We start from the raw sequence: 16409 nt of genomic DNA, 5'->3' as shown, positions 1-16409 counted from the left end.
AAAGACGAGCCGCCAAGGCAACGGGCAGGGTCGCAAAACGGGTCCATGTCCGCAGCAGAGCACAAGGCGCGCGATGTAGGAAAGGCCGGTTTGGTCAGCCCGCCTGCGATCCGGTCGAGAAGAGCGGCGCCAGTCATGCCCTCAAGATGGGACCTAAGGCTATCGGGTGAAAGGCCTGCCAGCCCTCGCCTGTATCAATGGTCGTGAGCGTCCTCGCCCTCGGCGCTGTTCACGCTCGCCCCAAGCTCTTCGCGGCTCACGCCCAGCAACCTGGCCAGCTTGTCCTGCTCGGCAGGCTCCAGCTCATACCAACTGCGCGGAGTGGCGAGATCAGCGGTGGCGGCATCCAGCTCCGCCTGCATGTTTGCCATTCCGGCAAGCGCCTGCGGCATCGCCTGCATGATCGCGCCAACATATCGCGGGTCGGACGCCATCGTGAAGCTCTTGCGGGCATAGGTCGCGCCGCTTTCGGTCGAGAAGAATGCGTCGATGTCGCGCAGTTCGGCGGCATTGAAAGACACCGCGTACATCTCGGCCATGGCGGCCTTCAGGGCCGGTTCCATGGCGGTCATCATGGCGTTCATCGCGCGGGGGAGGGCTTCGGCCTCGCGCTCGTCGCGCAGTCGCCAATCGGGATCGAGGATGGCCGCGGCACGGGCGGCTGTCTCGTTATCGATGCTCTCCAACCGATCGCCCGAAACGCCCAGAAGCTCGGCCAGCGGCGGCTCTCGCCCGGCCTCATCCATAGCCATGATAGGGCCGAGCATTCCCTCGAACATGCCATTCATCATCTCGCCCATGGTGCCGTCAGGCATGATCATCTCGACCAGAGCCTTGGCGGCAGGCAGGCGAGCTTCCTCTTCGGGGGTGAGCGGCTCGACCGGGAACATCGCACCCAACGCTTCCATCTCGGCCACCCCCTGCGAGCTGCCGTCTTGCGCCAGAGCGGGTGTGGCGAGGGTGGTGGCGGCAAACGCCGCAGCCAGCAGGAAGAATAGCTTCATCGGTTTGCCCCCCTCAATGCCCGGCTTGCGGGCCGCGTTCGAGGCCCGAGGCCGCCAGTTGTTCGTCGATCTGCGCCATCAGGCGGTCGAGCCCCTCCTGCGTATCGCTTTCGGCACGCGCAACCAGCACGTCCTGCGTGTTCGAGGCGCGCAGCAGCCACCAGCCGTCAGCCGTGTTCACACGCACGCCGTCGGTGGCGTTGACCTCCACCCCGGTGGCCGCAGCGAGCCGCTCCTTCACTTCGTCGATGGCGGCGAACTTGCGGCTTTCGTCGACCTGGAAGCGCATTTCGGGCGTGTTGAGCATGTCGGGCATGGCGCTGCGCAGCTCGGTGACGGACTTGCCCAGCCGCGCCGAGGCCGCGATCAGGCGGATACCGGCGTAAAGCGCGTCGTCGAACCCGTAATAGGTGTCGGCGAAGAACACGTGGCCGCTCATTTCGCCCGCCAGCGGAGAGCCTGTTTCCTTCATCTTGGATTTGATCAGCGAGTGCCCGGTCTTCCACATCAGCGGCTTGCCGCCATTGGCCGAAACGCTGTCGAACAGCGCGCGGCTGGCCTTCACATCGGCGATAATCGTGGCCCCGGCGCGCTCTTTCAGCAGATCCTCGGCATAGATCATCAGCAGCTGGTCGCCCCAGATCACCCGGCCCTCGCCGTCGATGGCGCCGATCCGGTCGCCGTCGCCATCGAAAGCAATTCCGAAATCGAGGTTCTTCTCCGCGACAAGCTGGCGCAGATCCTCAAGGTTGGCCTCAACAGTGGGGTCAGGATGATGGTTGGGAAAATTGCCGTCGACTTCGGTATAGAGAAGGTGGTGCTCGCCTGGCAGGCGCGCGGCGAGCTTTTCGAGCGCGGGGCCAGCGGCACCGTTGCCCGCGTCCCAGCCGACGCGCAGGGACGAGAGCGAGCCTTCGTCGATCCCGTCAAGCGCGGTCAGCATGCGTTCGATGTAGGCGTCGAGCACATCGAGCGTCTCGACCTCACCGACGCCCACGTCCCAGTCGCCCGCTTCAGCCATCTCGCCGAGCTTCAGGATGTCCGCCCCGAAAAACGGACGACCCATGAATACCATCTTGAAGCCATTGTAATTGGCGGGATTATGGCTGCCAGTAATCTGAATGCCGCCATGCACCTCTTCGGCTGAGGCTTCGGCGTAATAGAGCATCGGCGTCGGCCCCATGCCGACCTTGCGCACGTTCACGCCTGTGCTGGTGAGGCCCTCAACCAGCGCATGTTCGAGCATCGGCGAGCTGACGCGGCCATCGTAGCCCACCGCCACCATCGAGCCGCCCGAGCGCTTGATCAGCGTTCCGAAACCCTTGCCGATCGCCCGCGCATCGTCCGCCCCCAGCGTCTCTCCGATAATCCCGCGAATATCGTATTCGCGCAGGACGGTGGAATCGAACGTGTACGTCATCAAGGGTTTCCTTCAGCTTGGGTCGCGGTCGCCTGGCAATTCTTCGAACAGCAGGTCACGCGCGTCATTGGCCTCATGCACCTGGCTGCTCGAGCCGCCACGATCCGGGTGGACCATGGCGACCAGTCGCTTATGCGCGGCAATTATGTCCGATTTACTGGCATTTGCATTCACGCCAAGCGTTTTTCTGGCATTGAACACGGCCTGCGCGCGGGCCGAAATGCGTTTTTGCCACGGCCAGCGCCCGGTGATCCAGCGATAGGCGATGATGCCTATCGCAGCGATGATCAGCAGGCGCGTCACGCGATCAGGCGGCTTCGGTCACGGGCGGTGCGATGGACTTGTCGCCCTCGGGGTGCGGCATCGGCAGGTTGAGGTTGGCGAGCAGGCTGCGCAGCTCCTGCCGCGCCACGAGGTGGCTGGTGCCGAGATCGCCCAGGTGCCCCTTGTCGAGCAAGGTCAATCCCGAGGGGAACAGCTCGCGATAGACCACGCGTTCGGACAGCCCCTGCACCGCGCGGAACCCCACGCGCTTTGAAAGCTCGGTCAGCGCCTGCTCGATACGGCGCTGGTTGCGCGCATCGGTGTAGCCGGTGCGGTTGCGCACCAGCACCCAGTCCATCTCGCGGCGCTGCTGCTCGATGGTGGCGCGGCTGCGCTTGATCCGCGCTTCCCAGATCGCCTCGGCATAAAAGCTCAGGCGGCTGACCTTGAAGCTCTCCGCATCGACCTGGCCGATCAGGTCGAAATCCACGAAGCTGTCGTTCATCGGGGTGACCAGCGTATCGGCCTGAGTCGCGGCGTGGCGCGCAAAGGGATCGTCGCGGCCCGGCGTGTCGAAGATCAGGAAGTCCATCCCTTCGCCGATGGCCTGCGCTTCGGCTTCCAGCTCCTCGACCGTGCTGGCGTGACAGGTGTCGAACTTCGGCCCCGGCAGCGCGACATCGCGGCGCGCCTGGGTGGCGGCGCGGTTCTCGCAATAACGATAGAAGGTGCGCTGGCGCACATCGAGATCGAGCGCGGCAACCTTGGCTCCGCGATAGGCCAGCGCCACGGCGACGTGCACGGCGGTGGTCGATTTGCCGGTGCCGCCCTTTTCGTTGGCGAAGACGATACGGTGGGGTGCGCTCACGGTAGCCTTTCTCAAATCGCTGCGGGCGGCTAGGCCCAGCCTCCTTGTTGTATCTTAGGCCATGGATCATGCAAACCGTCAGCACACTGGTAGACCTTCGTTTGGCTGTGGATGACCTGCGCAAAAGTGGCACGATTGCCCTCGTACCCACGATGGGCGCACTGCATGAAGGGCATCTGACCCTGATGCGCGAGGCCCGCAAGCACGCCGACCATGTGGTGGCCTCGATCTTCGTCAACCCGACGCAGTTCGGCCCGAACGAGGATCTCGACGCCTACCCGCGCCGTCTGGCCGAGGACGCCGCGCTGCTCGAAGCCGAGGGCGTGGCGCTGCTGTGGGCACCCACGTTGGAGGCGATGTATCCGCACGGCTTTGCCACCAGCATCGAGGTGTCGGGCGTCAGCGAGGGACTGTGCGGCGCCAGCCGCCCCGGCCATTTTGACGGTGTAGCGACGGTGGTGTGCAAGCTGTTCAACCAGGTCCGACCCGACCATGCGCTGTTCGGCGAGAAGGACTGGCAGCAGCTTGCTGTGATCAGGGCCATGGCGCGCGACCTCGATCTGGTCCTGCCGCTGGCGAGCAATATCCACGGCGTGCCCACCGTGCGCGAGGCTGACGGTCTCGCGATGAGCAGCCGCAACGCCTATCTCTCGCCCGACCAGCGCGCCGCTGCCGTCACCCTGCCACGCGCGATGCGCGCCGCCATCGACGACATCGCAGCGGGCGACAACGTGGCTGGCGCGCTGATGCGGCTGCGCGCCGCACTGGCCGAGGCAGGCTTCGGGCCGATTGACTATGTGACCTTGGCCGATGCGCAAAGCCTTGTGCCCCTGGCGGAAACCCCGCAGGTTCCCGCCCGGCTGCTGGTCGCCGCCCGAATCGGCGGTACGCGCCTGATCGACAACATGCCGGTGACCGCTTCAAGGTGACGAATTGCAATCGGCCACCTATATGGGCGCGAACATGCGCTCAACGCATCATCCTTTGTGGCTGACGGGGTCTCCCGGTGAAGCCTGAGCGCAAGCTTCTGCTGGCCTCGATCCACGATGTGGGTCCGGGTTCGGAACGGCAGGTGGACCAGCTCGCCACGCTGATCGAGAAGCAGCTCGGCAGCGCGCAGTTCGCCATGCTGGTGGTGCCCGAGCACCACGGCGCACATCGCCTTACGCCGGGCAGCGCCTTTGCCACCCGGCTGCGCGACTGGGCCGAAAGCGGGATCGAGATGTTCGTTCACGGCTGGTATCACCGCGACCAGTCGCAGCACGAGGGGCTGGCGAGCTTCAAAGCCAAGCACATGACCGCAGGCGAAGGCGAATTCCTCGGGCTGACGCAGGACGAAGCCGCGCGCCGGATGCGCGACGGACGCGCGCTGATCGAGGACATTACCGGGAGCGAGGTCGCCGGGTTCATCGCGCCGGCATGGCTCTATGGCGAGGGCGCGCAGGCAGCGCTGGCCGAGTGCGGCTTTGCCATGGCCGAAGACCATATGCGCGTGTGGCAGCCCGGATCGGGCAAGCAACTGGCGCGCGGCCCGGTCATCACCTGGGCCAGCCGTTCTACCATGCGCACGGCCTCGTCGCTCGCCTTTGCCGCGCTCGCCCGCACAGCCTTGCACCCGCTCGACGTGGTGCGGGTGGCAGTTCACCCCGGCGACACCACCAAAAGCTCGATCCTTGCCAGTATCGAAGCAACGCTGGCCACCTTCGCCGCCCGCCGCCGCGCGGGCCGCTATGCCGAATTGCTGAGCTAGGCCGACTATGACAAATCGCATAGGCCAGTCACACGCCGTTCATCTGCGTATCTGCAATGGCGCCGCTACTGCGAGGCGTCTTGCTTGCGAAAACGCACAAGGTGAGCTACAGGCCCGCGCCATACGGAAGGCTGCTGCATGACAGATCTGCACAGCGAACCCGAGGATCGGCCCGAACGGCAACGGCCCGAGAGTGACCAACCGAACGAAGGCCAAGCAATGCCACAGCCGATCCTAGCTCCGGTAGGCGGAGATGTGATTGCCCTGCAACCGCAGGATCAGAAAAAGCCCTTCAGCTGGACCAAGGCGATCAGCCTCGTGCTGTCGCTGCTGGTTATCGCGGCCTCGCTCTATTCGCTGCGTGAGATCGATCCGCGCGCCATTCTCGGCATGTTGCCAATCTCGCCGGCCTTCTGGCTGCTGTTTGCGCTCGGCTTCATGGCTGGCCCGCTGGCCGAATATTTCATTTTCCACCGGCTGTGGGGCGTGGGCATGCCGGCGCTTGGAGCGCTAACCCGCAAGCTGATCTACAACGAATTGCTGCTGGGCTACCTCGGCGAGGCCTGGTTCTATGCCTGGGCGCGCAAGAACTCGCAGATCACCACCGCCCCCTTCGGCGCAGTCAAGGATGTGGCAGTGCTCTCCGCGATGTCGGGCAACCTGATGACGCTGGTGCTGATGGCTATGGCCGCGCCCTATCTCTCCGACATCGACCTCGGCGACCATGGCAATGCGATCGTCTGGTCGCTCGCCTTCGTGATCGGCACCTCGCTTATCGTAATGGTGTGGCGCAAGTCGCTGTTCTCGCTGACCCGCGCCGAGCTGAACATGGTGTTCTGGGTGCACATCGCGCGCATCGTTGCGACAACCTCGATCTCGGGCCTGCTGTGGGCTTTTGTGCTGCCCGATACGCCGATCGGCTACTGGCTTCTGCTGGCTGCCATCCGCCTGCTCATCAGCCGCCTGCCCTTCGTCCCCAACAAGGATATCGTGTTCGCCGGGGTTGCCGTACTTGCGTTCGGCCCCGCGCTGCAGATCGATGAACTTCTGGCGATGATGGCTGGACTCATCCTTGCAACCAACCTCATCGTCGGTTCAGGACTCGCGCTCTACGACTTGCTGAAAGGAGTGACACGCAATGACGCTATTGACTAGCCTCGCGATCCTGCCGTTGCTCGCGCAGGGTACGCTTCAGACCGGTCCGGATCTGGGCAAGGCGGAGGGCCGTTGCCGCCCTAACGAGCGAGGCCCCGCGCTGATTGTTTCGGCAGTCGGACTGAAGGACCGGACGGGCAATCTGAAACTCGAAGTCTATCCCGCCAACGAGCAGGACTTTCTGGCCGACGACAATGTCCTGCTCAACGCAGGCAAGACCTTCCGCCGCGTGGAAGTCCCCGTTCCCGCCGGCGAGAACCCCGAACTGTGCATCCGCGTGCCCGGCCCAGGGCGCTACGGCGTGATCCTGCTGCATGATCGCGACACGAACCACCGCTTCAACTGGCAGCGCGACGGCATCGGCTTTGCCAGCAACCCGAGCTTTGGCATGAGCCAGCCGGACTGGAACGAAGCCATCGCCACTGCGGGCAACGGGCGCACTCGCATTTCGATCACGCTCAACTATCTGCGCGGCCTGCGCGGCATGCAGCCGCTGGACTAGGGCCCCATGCGCATCGTCGACGTTTGCGGCTTCTACACTCCGCATGGGGGCGGCATCCGCACCTATGTCGATCAGAAGCTGCAAATGGCCGAACGGCTCGGGCATGACATCACCGTTCTGGCCCCCGGCGCCGAAGCGGGCACCCGCGAGATTTCCTCGCACGCGCGCATCGTCACGCTGGAGCAGCCACCCTTCCCGCTCGACAAGAAGTACTTCTCCTTCGTCGACAAGGAGGTGGTCCACGCCGCGCTGGACGAGCTGGAGCCCGAGTTTATCGAGGCGAGCTCGCCTTGGAAAAGCGCGGATTTCGTGGGCGAATATGCTCCGGCTATTCCGCGTTCGCTTGTAATGCATTCCGACCCGCTGGCAGCCCATGCCTATCGCTGGTTCGAAGGGATCGCCCAGCCCTCCTCGGTCGACAAGGCGTTCGACTGGTTCTGGCAACGCCTGCGCCGCCATGGCCGCCGGTTCGATCTGGTGGTCTCGGCCAATTCGAGCCTGACCGAGCGGCTGACCAAGGGCGATGTCGTCAATGGCCCGGGCCTCGCCACGGGTGTGACCGTGCCGATGGGGATCGAGCCGGGCCGCTTCTCGCCCGAATTGCGCTCCGAAGCGCTGCGCGCCACCCTGCTCGCCACGTGCGATCTGGGCGAGGATGCGACTTTGCTTGTCAGCGCGGGGCGATTGGCAACCGAAAAACGCTATCCGATGCTAGTGGAGGCCGCCACCATTGCCGGGCACAGCCGCCCGATCGGGCTGGTGATCTTCGGGGAAGGGCGCAGCCACAAGAAGATCATGAAGGCGATAGACGGCAACCCGCACATCCGCCTGCTGCGGCCGATCAACGACCGCGAACATTTTGCCACCATCCTCGCCAGCGCCGACGCGTTGCTGCACGGCTGCGAGGCCGAGACCTTCGGCATGGCCGCCGCCGAAGCCTATGCGAGCGGTATTCCGGTGGTCGCTCCCGAGGGAGGCGGCGCGAGCGACTTCGTACGCCATCACCCGCAATATGGCTTCCGCCCGACCGACACCGCCGATGCGGTGCGCGCGATCCTGGCTTTGCCGGAAGGCAGCCGCCCCGAACTGCCGACCCCCGTGCCGCGCAGCATGGAAGTGCATTTCCGCGAACTGTTTGCGCTGTACGAGCAGCAGTCGCGGCGCACATCCGTGGCAGCCTGAGCCCGGCTGCCGTGCGGCTGGGACGACTTGATCGCTATCTGCTCGAACTGAGCATCGGCACACTTGGCGCGGTGATCGGCGTATTGATGTCGCTGATGGTGCTGGAGAACATTCCCCGGCTGGTCGAGGTCACGCGGCTGTCGGGCGAGCGCGGCTATATCCTCGGCCAGACGATCCTCGGCCTGCTGCCAGAATATGCCGGGATCGGCATGGTGGTGGGGCTCTATTTCGCGGTGGCCATGGCCATCCGCAAGCTGTCCACCAGGGGCGAGCTGGCCGTGATCGAGGCGACCGGCACCTCGCCCGCGCGCTGGATGCGCATGCCATTACTGCTGAGCGCACTGGGCGCGCTGTTCGTCTTCGCCAACCAGGGCTGGCTGCTGCCTGCAGGCGAGAAGCGGTTCGACGAGGTTTACCAGAAGATGGAGCGCGGCGAGTTCGGCTATCGGCTCGCAAGCGGCGAATTCACCGATCTGGGCTCGGGTTTCTCGCTCTATTTCGATAGCGTCGACAAGCACAAGGGCCTGCTGGCGGGCCTGATCTTCGTCGATGGCAAGAATGTCTACAACGCGGCCAGCGGCACGCTTTCGCTGTCGCGCGAAGGCGAAGGCAAGGTCACGCTGATCAATGGCCAGACCATCGTTGGCACCGATGGCGGGGTGCTGAACTTCAGCGAGATGTCCTTCTACCTCTCCGGCGATGGCGCCAGCACCACGCCTTCTCCCGAGACAAAGAACTACAAGAAAGTGCCGCTCGAGGAGCTGATGTTCGCCGAGGATGCCGCCGCGCGTGCGGTGGCCTACGGGCGGTTGCTGTGGGTGGCGCTGGCACTGGCCAGCCCGGCGCTCGCCTATGCGCTGGCGCGTCCGCCGATGCGCTCGTCGAGCCCGATCGGGCTGATCGCGGGGCTGGCGCTGCTGGTGTCTTTCCTCAAGTCGATCAGCCTGGTGGAAACGGCCAGCGGCGGCAGCCCGGCGCCGATGGCCCTGCTCGTTCTGGCCGGCTGGGTGCTGGTGGTGGCGCTGCTCCTGTGGTGGCAGCACCACGCGGGAACGGGCGCGCTCGATCAGGCGGTGATGAAGCTCGGCAAGCGGGCCGCCAGCCTGGCCAGGCGGTTTGTCCCGAAAGACCGGAAGACGTCGCTGCCGACGACGCCCACGCCCGCTTGAGGCTTCTCAGGCCCTGCGCGTCATCGCGCTCGCGGCCTGACCGAGAATGACGACCCCGGCAGTTCCGATGATCCCGGCCGCTATCCGGTTAAGGCGGTGCAGCGCGGAAGCATGCCCGAATACGGCACGCACGCGGTCAGCCAGCACGGCATAAGGCGACAAGGTCACCGCGAGCACCAAGACCGTCACGAGGCAAAGCTCCGCCCACTGCGTGACGGCGATCGTCTCGAGTTCGACCACAGTCGGCAGGAGCGCGAGGTAGAAGATAATCGTCTTCGGATTGCTCATGGTGACGGCATATCCGGCAGCCACTGCCGATAGCCCGGTCGCGCCATCGCGTCTGGCAAAGGTCTGCGCGAGAACGGCGAGCCCGGCCACAGCGAAGGTCAGGTAAGTAAGATCGCCAAGGGCAATGCCGATCAGGAAAAACATCGATGCCCGCATTCCCCCGGCAAGCGATTGCCCGACCAGCGCCGCGACGCCCGGCCCCGGAATGACAGCCGCGATGGCCAGCGCGGCAGCGTAGACCAGAAGGGGGTTGGCATAATCCATCGGCGTTTGCTCCGGCTGCTGCTACTTGTGTGCAGCGCCTATAGCCGTCCTGCCGTGTCGGAAAAGCCAGAGGCCGACAAAGGTCATGCAATCCGGAAAGTGGCCTTGGTCCGGGCATCTTCGCAACGGCCATTCACTGCGGCAGAGACCGGCTTAGCGCTTGAGATCGACCACGCATCGAAAGCCAATATGGAAGGTCGTGCTGTCCACCGTTTGCGGATAACGGGCGGCGGGACGATAGCGGCGGCAGTAGTTGGCTTGCGGCGCTCGAGTTCCCCGCCCTGGCGTAGGGCTGACGATCGAGGCCACCACGCGCGGCATACTCCCATTCAGCTTCGGTCGGCAGTCGCTTGCCGGCCCGCTGCGCATAGGCTTGGGCATCCTGATAGGCGATATGTGTCACTGGGTGATCGGGTATATCTTGCCACGAGCTTCCCGGGCCCCACGGTTGGCGCCAGCTGGTCTCGAACGCAAATTGCCACCGGAAGAAGGGATTGGCAGTTGAGACCAGGTGCGCCGGACGGACGAACAGCGAAGATCCCGGCTTCAGCAGGTTCGGATCGGCTTCGGGATAATCCGCGGCATCGGGGGCGGTCTCGGTCGATGTAACATGGCCGGTGGCCTCGACGAAGCGAGCGAAGGCCTCGTTGGTGACCGGTATCTGGTCGATCACGAAGCCATCGCCATGCACTTCCCGGGCTGGACTTTCCTCGGGGAAGTGATCGTTCGATCCCATCCAGAACGTCCCGCCAGCCAAAGCAATCATATCAGGATGGTCAGCGCTCGGGACGGGTCATCGCGATGCGTTATCAGGGCTCAACTACGCTGCAAATGCCCCTGTGACGCGCATCGAGACAGGCGCGTTGCTCATCACACTCCGCCGGACGCGATTTGCAGTCCGCCATGCTGGATCGATCTTGAACCAAGCGGCGTAATCGCCGTCACCACCACAAGAGGATTGGGACAGTTCGAGATTGCGGTCCTGCCTTGCCGACCGGGACAACCTGTGTCGGCATGGTGACGTTTGCGCGTGTGCCGCGCCTGAGAATGGGTGACTTTCCGCGATTTTCGAGGGCTTGTGGAGCGGGTAGCGGGAATCGAACCCGCATAGCCAGCTTGGAAGGCTGGAGCTTTACCACTAAGCTATACCCGCTCAGGCCACTGCAGCGCTTGCCACCAGCACGTGGGGCGCGTCAAGATACCTCCGTAGTATCACCCTGATTCTCACCGGGCTTCTCATTATCGGCAGGCGGGGGAGCAATCGTCAGTTCGACCCGACGATTGCGGCGACGGCCCACCTCATCGGGCGATCCATCCGACTTCGCATTGGGCACCAGTGGGTTCTGTTCTCCAAAAGCGATCACCTTGATGCGTTCATTCGCAATCCCGCGTTCGATCAACCAGGCGGCAACGTTTTCGGCCCGCGAACGCGATGCGCGCAGGTTGGCCTGATCGTTGCCGACACTGTCGGTGTGTCCGGCAAGGACGATCGGCCACCCCTCGCGAACGGCATCGCTTTGCAACACCAGTTCGAGCAGCTCCTCGGCATCGGGAGAGATGTCGGTGCCATCGGGGAAGGGCAGCACCACATCGATCGGCTCGGGCGGCTCAGGCGTCGGCGAGGGTGTTTCAACAATCTCCTCGCGAATGATCGAAACCCCGCCTGGGCTTGGCGTTGCTGACGGCGTGCCGAACGGGTTGGCCGTGTCGGTCGGCGTTGGCTCGGCCTCCTCCGGTCCGTCACGGCGAACCTCGCAGGCCGCGAGCGCCGAGGCGAGGAGCACGGCTGCGATAACGCGGGCGGCGGGAGCGGACTTGATCGGTCTGGTCATGGCTGCATCCTTGGCTAGGCCTCAGGCAGGCGCCGTCTTGCGCGTGGGTTTGCGGCGCGCTTCGGCGTCGGCGACCTGATCGCGCGGCGGCGAGAATGAGACGATGATATCGCCCGGCGCCGGTTCGGGCGCACGAGCATGGGTGAAGAACAGCAGTTCGCCGCCGGGGCGTATCAGCAAGAGCATATTGGCGGAATCGGGGAGATTCTCGCGCGCGTCGTCGAGGTCGTACTGTTCGGACAGTTTGGTGCGGCGGAACACCCACCCCTGAAGCTGGCGCTGGTGTACGTCCTCCACCGCGTAGCCCGAAGCGAACAGCGAACGGCCACGCAGCGAAGACGGCAGCGCATACTTCTCGTCGTCAGCGCCATCGCCGAGCTGGTAGACCTTGTCGGTGCCGATTTCGGGTGCGAATTCCGAACAGACGAGGGCATTGTAAGCCTCGTTGTCGGTCGCCGCGACAAGCACCTGGAACGGGGTAAGGTCGAGATTATGCTCGGTCGCCTCATTCAGGATCTCGCCGTTATAAGTGTCCAGCCCCGCAGCACGCGCGGGCTTGAGGCGGGTCCAGCTCGAATCGACCACGAGCACCGGAGTCTTCAGCTCGTGCATCATCTTGCCCAGCGCAATCGTCCATGGCGTCGCGCCGACGATCAGCAGGCCCGGCCTTTCCGCACCCTTCACCTTGAGCAGGCGCGCGGCCAGGTTCAGCGTGAAGCCCGAGGTGACGATGGTCGCCACCACCACGCCGAAGCTCAGCCCGATGAGGATCGAGCCATCATCGAAGCCCAGCTCGCCAAGGCGCAGCGCAAACAGGCCGGAGATCGCCACCAGCACGATACCGCGCGGCGCGATCCAGGCGAGGAACAGGCGCTCGTTCCAAGGCACGTCGCTGAACAGAAGGCTGATGAGCACGGTGGCCGGGCGCACCAGCAGGATCAGCGCGAGCAGGAACAGCCCGGCACGCCAGTCGAAGAACCTCAGGTCGGAGAACTCCAGACCCGCTGAAAGCAGGATGAAGATGCCCGACACCAGCAGCACCGCAACGTTCTGCTTGAACGGATGGATCGAGCGCAGGCTGGAAACCTGCATGTTCGCAAGCGCCACGCCCATTACGGTAACCGCGACCAGCCCGGCCTCGTGTTCGATCATGTTGCTGATCACGAAGGTGCCGATCACAACCACGAGCAGCACGGGCACCTTGAGGAATTCGGGCACATATCCGCGCGGGAAGCTCCAGGCGATCAGCAAGGCAGCGACATAGCCAAGCGCACCCGCCAGCAAGCCAGCGGCAACGATCTGTGGGATCACCTCGACCGCAAAGCCGCCGTCGGCCTGCGAGATGCGCAGGTATTCGTAGGCGAGCACCGCGCACAGCGCGCCGATGGGATCGTTGACGATGGCTTCCCACTTGAGCAGCGTGGCAGGGCGTTGCTTGATGGCAGACTGGCGCAGCAACGGCATGACCACGGTCGGGCCTGTCACCACGAGGATGCCAGCGAACAATATCGCGACCGGCCAGACGAGGCCCGCGACATAATAACAGGCTAACGCCCCGAACAGCCATCCGAGTGGAACGCCGAGAAAGACCATCCGTCCGATGCCGCTGCCGCTCTGGCGCAACTCGCGGAAATCGAGGCTCAGGCCGCCTTCGAACAGGATCAGCGCGACGCCGATCGAGATCATCGGATCGAGCAGCTCGCCAAAGGCATGTTCGGGATTGATGATGCCGAGCACCGGGCCGACCAGAAAGCCAGCCACCAGCATCAGCACGATCGCAGGCCAACCCGTGCGCCAGGCCACCCACTGGGCCCCGATGCCGAGCACGCCAACCAGCGCGATTACAATTGCCTGCTCTTCCATGGGCCCCCTTGTCAATGCCGCTCCAACCGCGCGAAGCTGGCATTTAGCCAATCCCGTAGCACACGGAAGGTTCCGATGCGCACGTTTACGTGCGCTTCGCTAGTGCCCGTCGAAGGCCATCACCGCCCGCCCTTCGATCCCTTGTTCGTGCAGGGCAGCCATGCCGCCCAGATCGGGCAGGTCGATCACGAACATGGCATGGGTGCATTGCGCGCCTGCGCGGCGCAGGAGCTGTGCTCCGGCAAGCGCGGTGCCGCCAGTTGCGAGCAGATCGTCGACCAGCAAAACCGAGTGGCCCGTGCGAATGATTGCAGGGTCCAACTCTAACCGCGCTTCGCCATATTCGAGTGCGTAGTCTTCTCCCATGGTGGGAACGGGCAGCTTGCCCGCCTTGCGCAGAGGCACGAAACCGGTGCCAAGCTTCTGCGCCAGCGCAGCGCCAAAAATGAAACCGCGCGCCTCGATCCCGGCAACAGCGTCAACATGCAGACCTGCGGCGAGATCGGCCAGAGCGTCGATGGCGCCGGCAAGGCCAGCGCCATCGGCCATCAAAGTGGTGACGTCCCGAAACAGGATCCCGCTCGCCGGAAAGTCCGGCACAGTGCGGACCAGCGCCTTCAGATCAGGCAACGGTGGCGTGGCGGGAGGCATTCCCCCGCCCGCTCAGTCCTCGCGGCGCTTGGCGTTCGCCCAGACCGACTTCTTGGCGAACCAGGCCAGGATCGTGGCGAACAGCAGGAAGCCGAGCACCGGCCAGCCGGTCTGTTTGCGCTTCACCAGCTTGGGCTCTGCCGTCCAGGTGAGGAAGGCAGCAACGTCCTGCGCCATCTGGTCAACCGTGGCGACGGTGCCGTCGTCGAAGGTGACCTGGCCTTCGGTGGTCAGCGGCGGAGCCATCGCGAGGTTGAGGTTCGCGAAGTACGGGTTGTGGTGCAGCGTGCCCGACGGCAGCGAATCGGGGAAGCGTTCGGCCAGTTCAGACGAGGGCTCCTGATAGCCGGTGAGCAGCGAATAAACGTAGTGCGAACCTTCGTGGCGCGCCTTGGTTATCAGCGAGAGATCCGGCGGAATCGCGTTGTTGTTCGCCGCTGCAGCCGCAACCGAGTTCGGATAGGGCGACGGGAAAGGATCGGTCGGCAGGCCCGGACGCGAGGCGGCTTCACCCGTGTTCGCGTCGATGCCCGGAACGCGCCAGGCTGCGGCTTCAGCCTTCACCTGAGCTTCGCTGTAGCCAAGATCGGCCAGGTTGCGGAACGCGACCTGCTTGAGCGAGTGACAGGCCGCGCACACTTCCTTGTAAACCTTGTAGCCGCGCTGCAGCTGGGCGGTGTCCCAGTGGCCGACGGGGCCTTCAAACGAGAAGTGAACGTCTTCCTTCGGTGTGAGGTGGAAGGCGTGTTCAGCGGTCTCGGCCGCAGGTTCGGTCGCCGCAGTGTAAGCGCCGACGAGGAAGGTGAGCAGCACCACGGAGGTGAAGCCCAGGCCGACCAGAATTCCAACAAGGCGGATCATCGTTTCGTCTTTCCTCTGGGTCCGGGCTTATTCGGCTGCCTTGGCGGCGGGTTCGATCACGGCGCTGTCATCGCTGCCCAGCACGGCCTCGGTGATCGAGAACGGCAGCGGATCGGGCCGCTCGATCGAGGAGATGATCGGCAGGATCACCAGGAAGTGCAGGAAGTAGTACGCGGTCGCGATCTGCGAGATCATCACGAAGGGCTCTTCGGCCGGGGCACCGCCGCAGTAGAACAGCACGGCCATGCAGGGGATCAGGCCGAACCAGAAGAACTTGCGGAACATCGGGCGATAGTGGCCCGAGCGGACCGGGCTCTTGTCGAGCCAGGGCAGGAAGAACCACACCAGGATCGCCGAGAACATGGCGAGCACGCCCCACAGCTTGGCCGGCAGGATGAAGTCGAAGGTGAAGGCACGCAGGATCGCGTAGAACGGATAGAAGTACCATTCGGGCACGATGTGCGCCGGCGTCGAGAGCGGGTTCGCCTCGATATAGTTGTCCGGGTGGCCCAGCATGTTCGGGAAGAAGAACACGAAGGCAAAGTAAATCAGCAGGAACACGCCCAGCCCGAAGCCGTCCTTCGCCGTGTAATACGGGTGGAACGGCAGGGTGTCGCTTTCCTGCTTCACTTCCACGCCGGTCGGGTTCGACGAACCGGGGATGTGCAGCGCCCAGATGTGCAGGATCACCACGCCCAGGATCACGAACGGCAGCATGAAGTGCAGCGAGAAGAAGCGGTTGAGCGCGGCGTTGTCGGGCGCATAGCCGCCCAGCAGCCAGATCTGGATCGGCTCACCCACCAGCGGAATGGCGGAGAACAGGCCGGTGATCACCTTGGCACCCCAGAAGCTCATCTGGCCCCAGGGCAGCACGTAGCCCATGAAGGCGGTCGCCATGGTGAGCAGGAAGATCACCACGCCGAGCAGCCAGATCATTTCGCGCGGGGCCTTGTACGAGGAGTAGAAGAAGCCACGGAAGATATGGATGTAGATGACGAGGAAGAAGAAGCTTGCCCCGTTGGCGTGCATGTAGCGCAGCATCCAGCCCCAGTTCACGTCGCGCATGATGTGCTCGACCGAATTGAAGGCGATCTCGGAATTAGCGGCATAGTGCATCGCCAGCACAACGCCGGTGACGATCTGCAGCACGAGGCAGAAGCCTGCCAGCACGCCGAAATTCCAGAAGTAGGACAGGTTGCGCGGCACCGGATAGCCGGCGCCGACCGCATTGTAGACGAGCCGCGGCAAGGGCAGCTTCTCGTCCATGAACTTCATCACCGGATTCACCGGCTCGTAATTCTTGGCCCAGGGGAAACTCATGGTCGGTCTCTCTTGC

General features: G+C 64.3%; 17 protein-coding genes and 1 tRNA gene. 6 read left to right on the top strand and 12 right to left on the bottom strand.

Annotated elements, in window-relative coordinates:
• Positions 1–194: 194 nt before the first annotated feature.
• The 4 genes from ABDJ38_RS09980 to ABDJ38_RS09965 are packed head-to-tail and all read right to left on the bottom strand — an operon-like array spanning position 195 to position 3556.
• Positions 195–1004, bottom strand: coding sequence for a hypothetical protein (locus tag ABDJ38_RS09980; protein ID WP_346784953.1), 810 nt, complete (start codon positions 1002–1004; stop codon positions 195–197).
• 13 nt (positions 1005–1017) lie between these two features.
• A complete protein-coding gene (gene pgmG / locus ABDJ38_RS09975) occupies positions 1018–2424 on the bottom strand; it encodes a phosphoglucomutase/phosphomannomutase PgmG (protein ID WP_346784952.1) in 1407 nt (468 codons plus the stop codon).
• 12 nt (positions 2425–2436) lie between these two features.
• On the bottom strand, positions 2437–2727 hold the full coding sequence (locus tag ABDJ38_RS09970; protein ID WP_346784951.1) for a J domain-containing protein: 291 nt from the start codon (positions 2725–2727) through the stop codon (positions 2437–2439).
• Between the two features lie 4 nt (positions 2728–2731).
• Positions 2732–3556: a division plane positioning ATPase MipZ gene (locus ABDJ38_RS09965; RefSeq protein ID WP_346784950.1), complete on the bottom strand. Its 825-nt coding sequence runs from the start codon at positions 3554–3556 to the stop codon at positions 2732–2734.
• A gap of 68 nt (positions 3557–3624) precedes the next feature.
• Here ABDJ38_RS09965 and panC point away from each other — a divergent pair, with 68 nt between their 5' ends.
• From panC to ABDJ38_RS09935, 6 genes are all read left to right on the top strand, one after another.
• Positions 3625–4485: a pantoate--beta-alanine ligase gene (gene panC, locus ABDJ38_RS09960; protein WP_346784949.1), complete on the top strand. Its 861-nt coding sequence runs from the start codon at positions 3625–3627 to the stop codon at positions 4483–4485.
• Positions 4486–4562: 77 nt separating this feature from the next.
• Positions 4563–5306 carry a DUF2334 domain-containing protein gene (locus ABDJ38_RS09955; protein WP_346784948.1) on the top strand — a complete coding sequence of 248 codons (744 nt, stop codon included), beginning with the start codon at positions 4563–4565 and terminating at the stop codon, positions 5304–5306.
• A gap of 138 nt (positions 5307–5444) precedes the next feature.
• Positions 5445–6461, top strand: a complete 1017-nt coding sequence (locus ABDJ38_RS09950; RefSeq protein WP_346784947.1) for a hypothetical protein — start codon at positions 5445–5447, stop codon at positions 6459–6461.
• Positions 6445–6963, top strand: coding sequence for a DUF2141 domain-containing protein (locus tag ABDJ38_RS09945; RefSeq protein WP_346784946.1), 519 nt, complete (start codon positions 6445–6447; stop codon positions 6961–6963). Before ABDJ38_RS09950 ends, ABDJ38_RS09945 begins: the two co-directional genes overlap by 17 nt.
• A 6-nt stretch (positions 6964–6969) precedes the next feature.
• On the top strand, positions 6970–8145 hold the full coding sequence (locus ABDJ38_RS09940) for a glycosyltransferase (RefSeq protein ID WP_346784945.1): 1176 nt from the start codon (positions 6970–6972) through the stop codon (positions 8143–8145).
• Between the two features lie 11 nt (positions 8146–8156).
• Complete coding sequence (locus ABDJ38_RS09935) at positions 8157–9314, top strand: LptF/LptG family permease (protein WP_346784944.1); 1158 nt, start codon at positions 8157–8159, stop codon at positions 9312–9314.
• A gap of 6 nt (positions 9315–9320) precedes the next feature.
• Here the strand turns inward: ABDJ38_RS09935 and ABDJ38_RS09930 are convergent, their stop codons facing one another.
• The 8 genes from ABDJ38_RS09930 to ABDJ38_RS09895 form a co-directional block, all read right to left on the bottom strand.
• The gene (locus tag ABDJ38_RS09930) at positions 9321–9866 is read right to left on the bottom strand and encodes a LysE family translocator (protein ID WP_346784943.1); all 546 of its coding nucleotides are present in this window, start codon (positions 9864–9866) and stop codon (positions 9321–9323) included.
• A 133-nt stretch (positions 9867–9999) separates the two neighbouring features.
• Positions 10000–10602, bottom strand: a complete 603-nt coding sequence (locus ABDJ38_RS09925) for an SUMF1/EgtB/PvdO family nonheme iron enzyme (protein ID WP_346784942.1) — start codon at positions 10600–10602, stop codon at positions 10000–10002.
• Positions 10603–10945: 343 nt separating this feature from the next.
• Positions 10946–11019, bottom strand: a tRNA-Gly gene (locus tag ABDJ38_RS09920).
• Positions 11020–11059: 40 nt separating this feature from the next.
• On the bottom strand, positions 11060–11698 hold the full coding sequence (locus ABDJ38_RS09915; protein WP_346784941.1) for an OmpA family protein: 639 nt from the start codon (positions 11696–11698) through the stop codon (positions 11060–11062).
• 21 nt (positions 11699–11719) lie between these two features.
• Positions 11720–13561 carry a cation:proton antiporter gene (locus ABDJ38_RS09910; RefSeq protein WP_346784940.1) on the bottom strand — a complete coding sequence of 614 codons (1842 nt, stop codon included), beginning with the start codon at positions 13559–13561 and terminating at the stop codon, positions 11720–11722.
• Between the two features lie 99 nt (positions 13562–13660).
• Positions 13661–14212: an adenine phosphoribosyltransferase gene (locus ABDJ38_RS09905; RefSeq protein ID WP_346784939.1), complete on the bottom strand. Its 552-nt coding sequence runs from the start codon at positions 14210–14212 to the stop codon at positions 13661–13663.
• 12 nt (positions 14213–14224) lie between these two features.
• Entirely contained in the window at positions 14225–15073 is an 849-nt protein-coding gene (locus tag ABDJ38_RS09900; protein ID WP_346784938.1) for a cytochrome c1, read from the bottom strand.
• A gap of 27 nt (positions 15074–15100) precedes the next feature.
• Complete coding sequence (locus tag ABDJ38_RS09895; protein ID WP_346784937.1) at positions 15101–16393, bottom strand: cytochrome b; 1293 nt, start codon at positions 16391–16393, stop codon at positions 15101–15103.
• Between the last annotated feature and the right edge of the window lie 16 nt (positions 16394–16409).

Origin of the sequence: Aurantiacibacter flavus, from assembly GCF_039710615.1 — a bacterium.
Lineage (GTDB): Bacteria > Pseudomonadota > Alphaproteobacteria > Sphingomonadales > Sphingomonadaceae > Alteraurantiacibacter > Alteraurantiacibacter flavus.
Note: the sequence above shows the minus strand (reverse complement) of the source record. Positions and strands in the feature narration are given on the sequence as shown.

Coding starts and splice junctions, on each gene's coding strand:
- ABDJ38_RS09980 (WP_346784953.1), bottom strand. CDS start 1,004: ATGAAGCTATTCTTCCTGCTGGCTGCGGCGTTTGCCGCCACCACCCTC.
- pgmG (WP_346784952.1), bottom strand. CDS start 2,424: ATGACGTACACGTTCGATTCCACCGTCCTGCGCGAATACGATATTCGC.
- panC (WP_346784949.1), top strand. CDS start 3,625: ATGCAAACCGTCAGCACACTGGTAGACCTTCGTTTGGCTGTGGATGAC.
- ABDJ38_RS09950 (WP_346784947.1), top strand. CDS start 5,445: ATGACAGATCTGCACAGCGAACCCGAGGATCGGCCCGAACGGCAACGG.
- ABDJ38_RS09945 (WP_346784946.1), top strand. CDS start 6,445: ATGACGCTATTGACTAGCCTCGCGATCCTGCCGTTGCTCGCGCAGGGT.
- ABDJ38_RS09940 (WP_346784945.1), top strand. CDS start 6,970: ATGCGCATCGTCGACGTTTGCGGCTTCTACACTCCGCATGGGGGCGGC.
- ABDJ38_RS09930 (WP_346784943.1), bottom strand. CDS start 9,866: ATGGATTATGCCAACCCCCTTCTGGTCTACGCTGCCGCGCTGGCCATC.
- ABDJ38_RS09925 (WP_346784942.1), bottom strand. CDS start 10,602: ATGGGATCGAACGATCACTTCCCCGAGGAAAGTCCAGCCCGGGAAGTG.
- ABDJ38_RS09915 (WP_346784941.1), bottom strand. CDS start 11,698: ATGACCAGACCGATCAAGTCCGCTCCCGCCGCCCGCGTTATCGCAGCC.
- ABDJ38_RS09910 (WP_346784940.1), bottom strand. CDS start 13,561: ATGGAAGAGCAGGCAATTGTAATCGCGCTGGTTGGCGTGCTCGGCATC.
- ABDJ38_RS09905 (WP_346784939.1), bottom strand. CDS start 14,212: ATGCCTCCCGCCACGCCACCGTTGCCTGATCTGAAGGCGCTGGTCCGC.
- ABDJ38_RS09900 (WP_346784938.1), bottom strand. CDS start 15,073: ATGATCCGCCTTGTTGGAATTCTGGTCGGCCTGGGCTTCACCTCCGTG.
- ABDJ38_RS09895 (WP_346784937.1), bottom strand. CDS start 16,393: ATGAGTTTCCCCTGGGCCAAGAATTACGAGCCGGTGAATCCGGTGATG.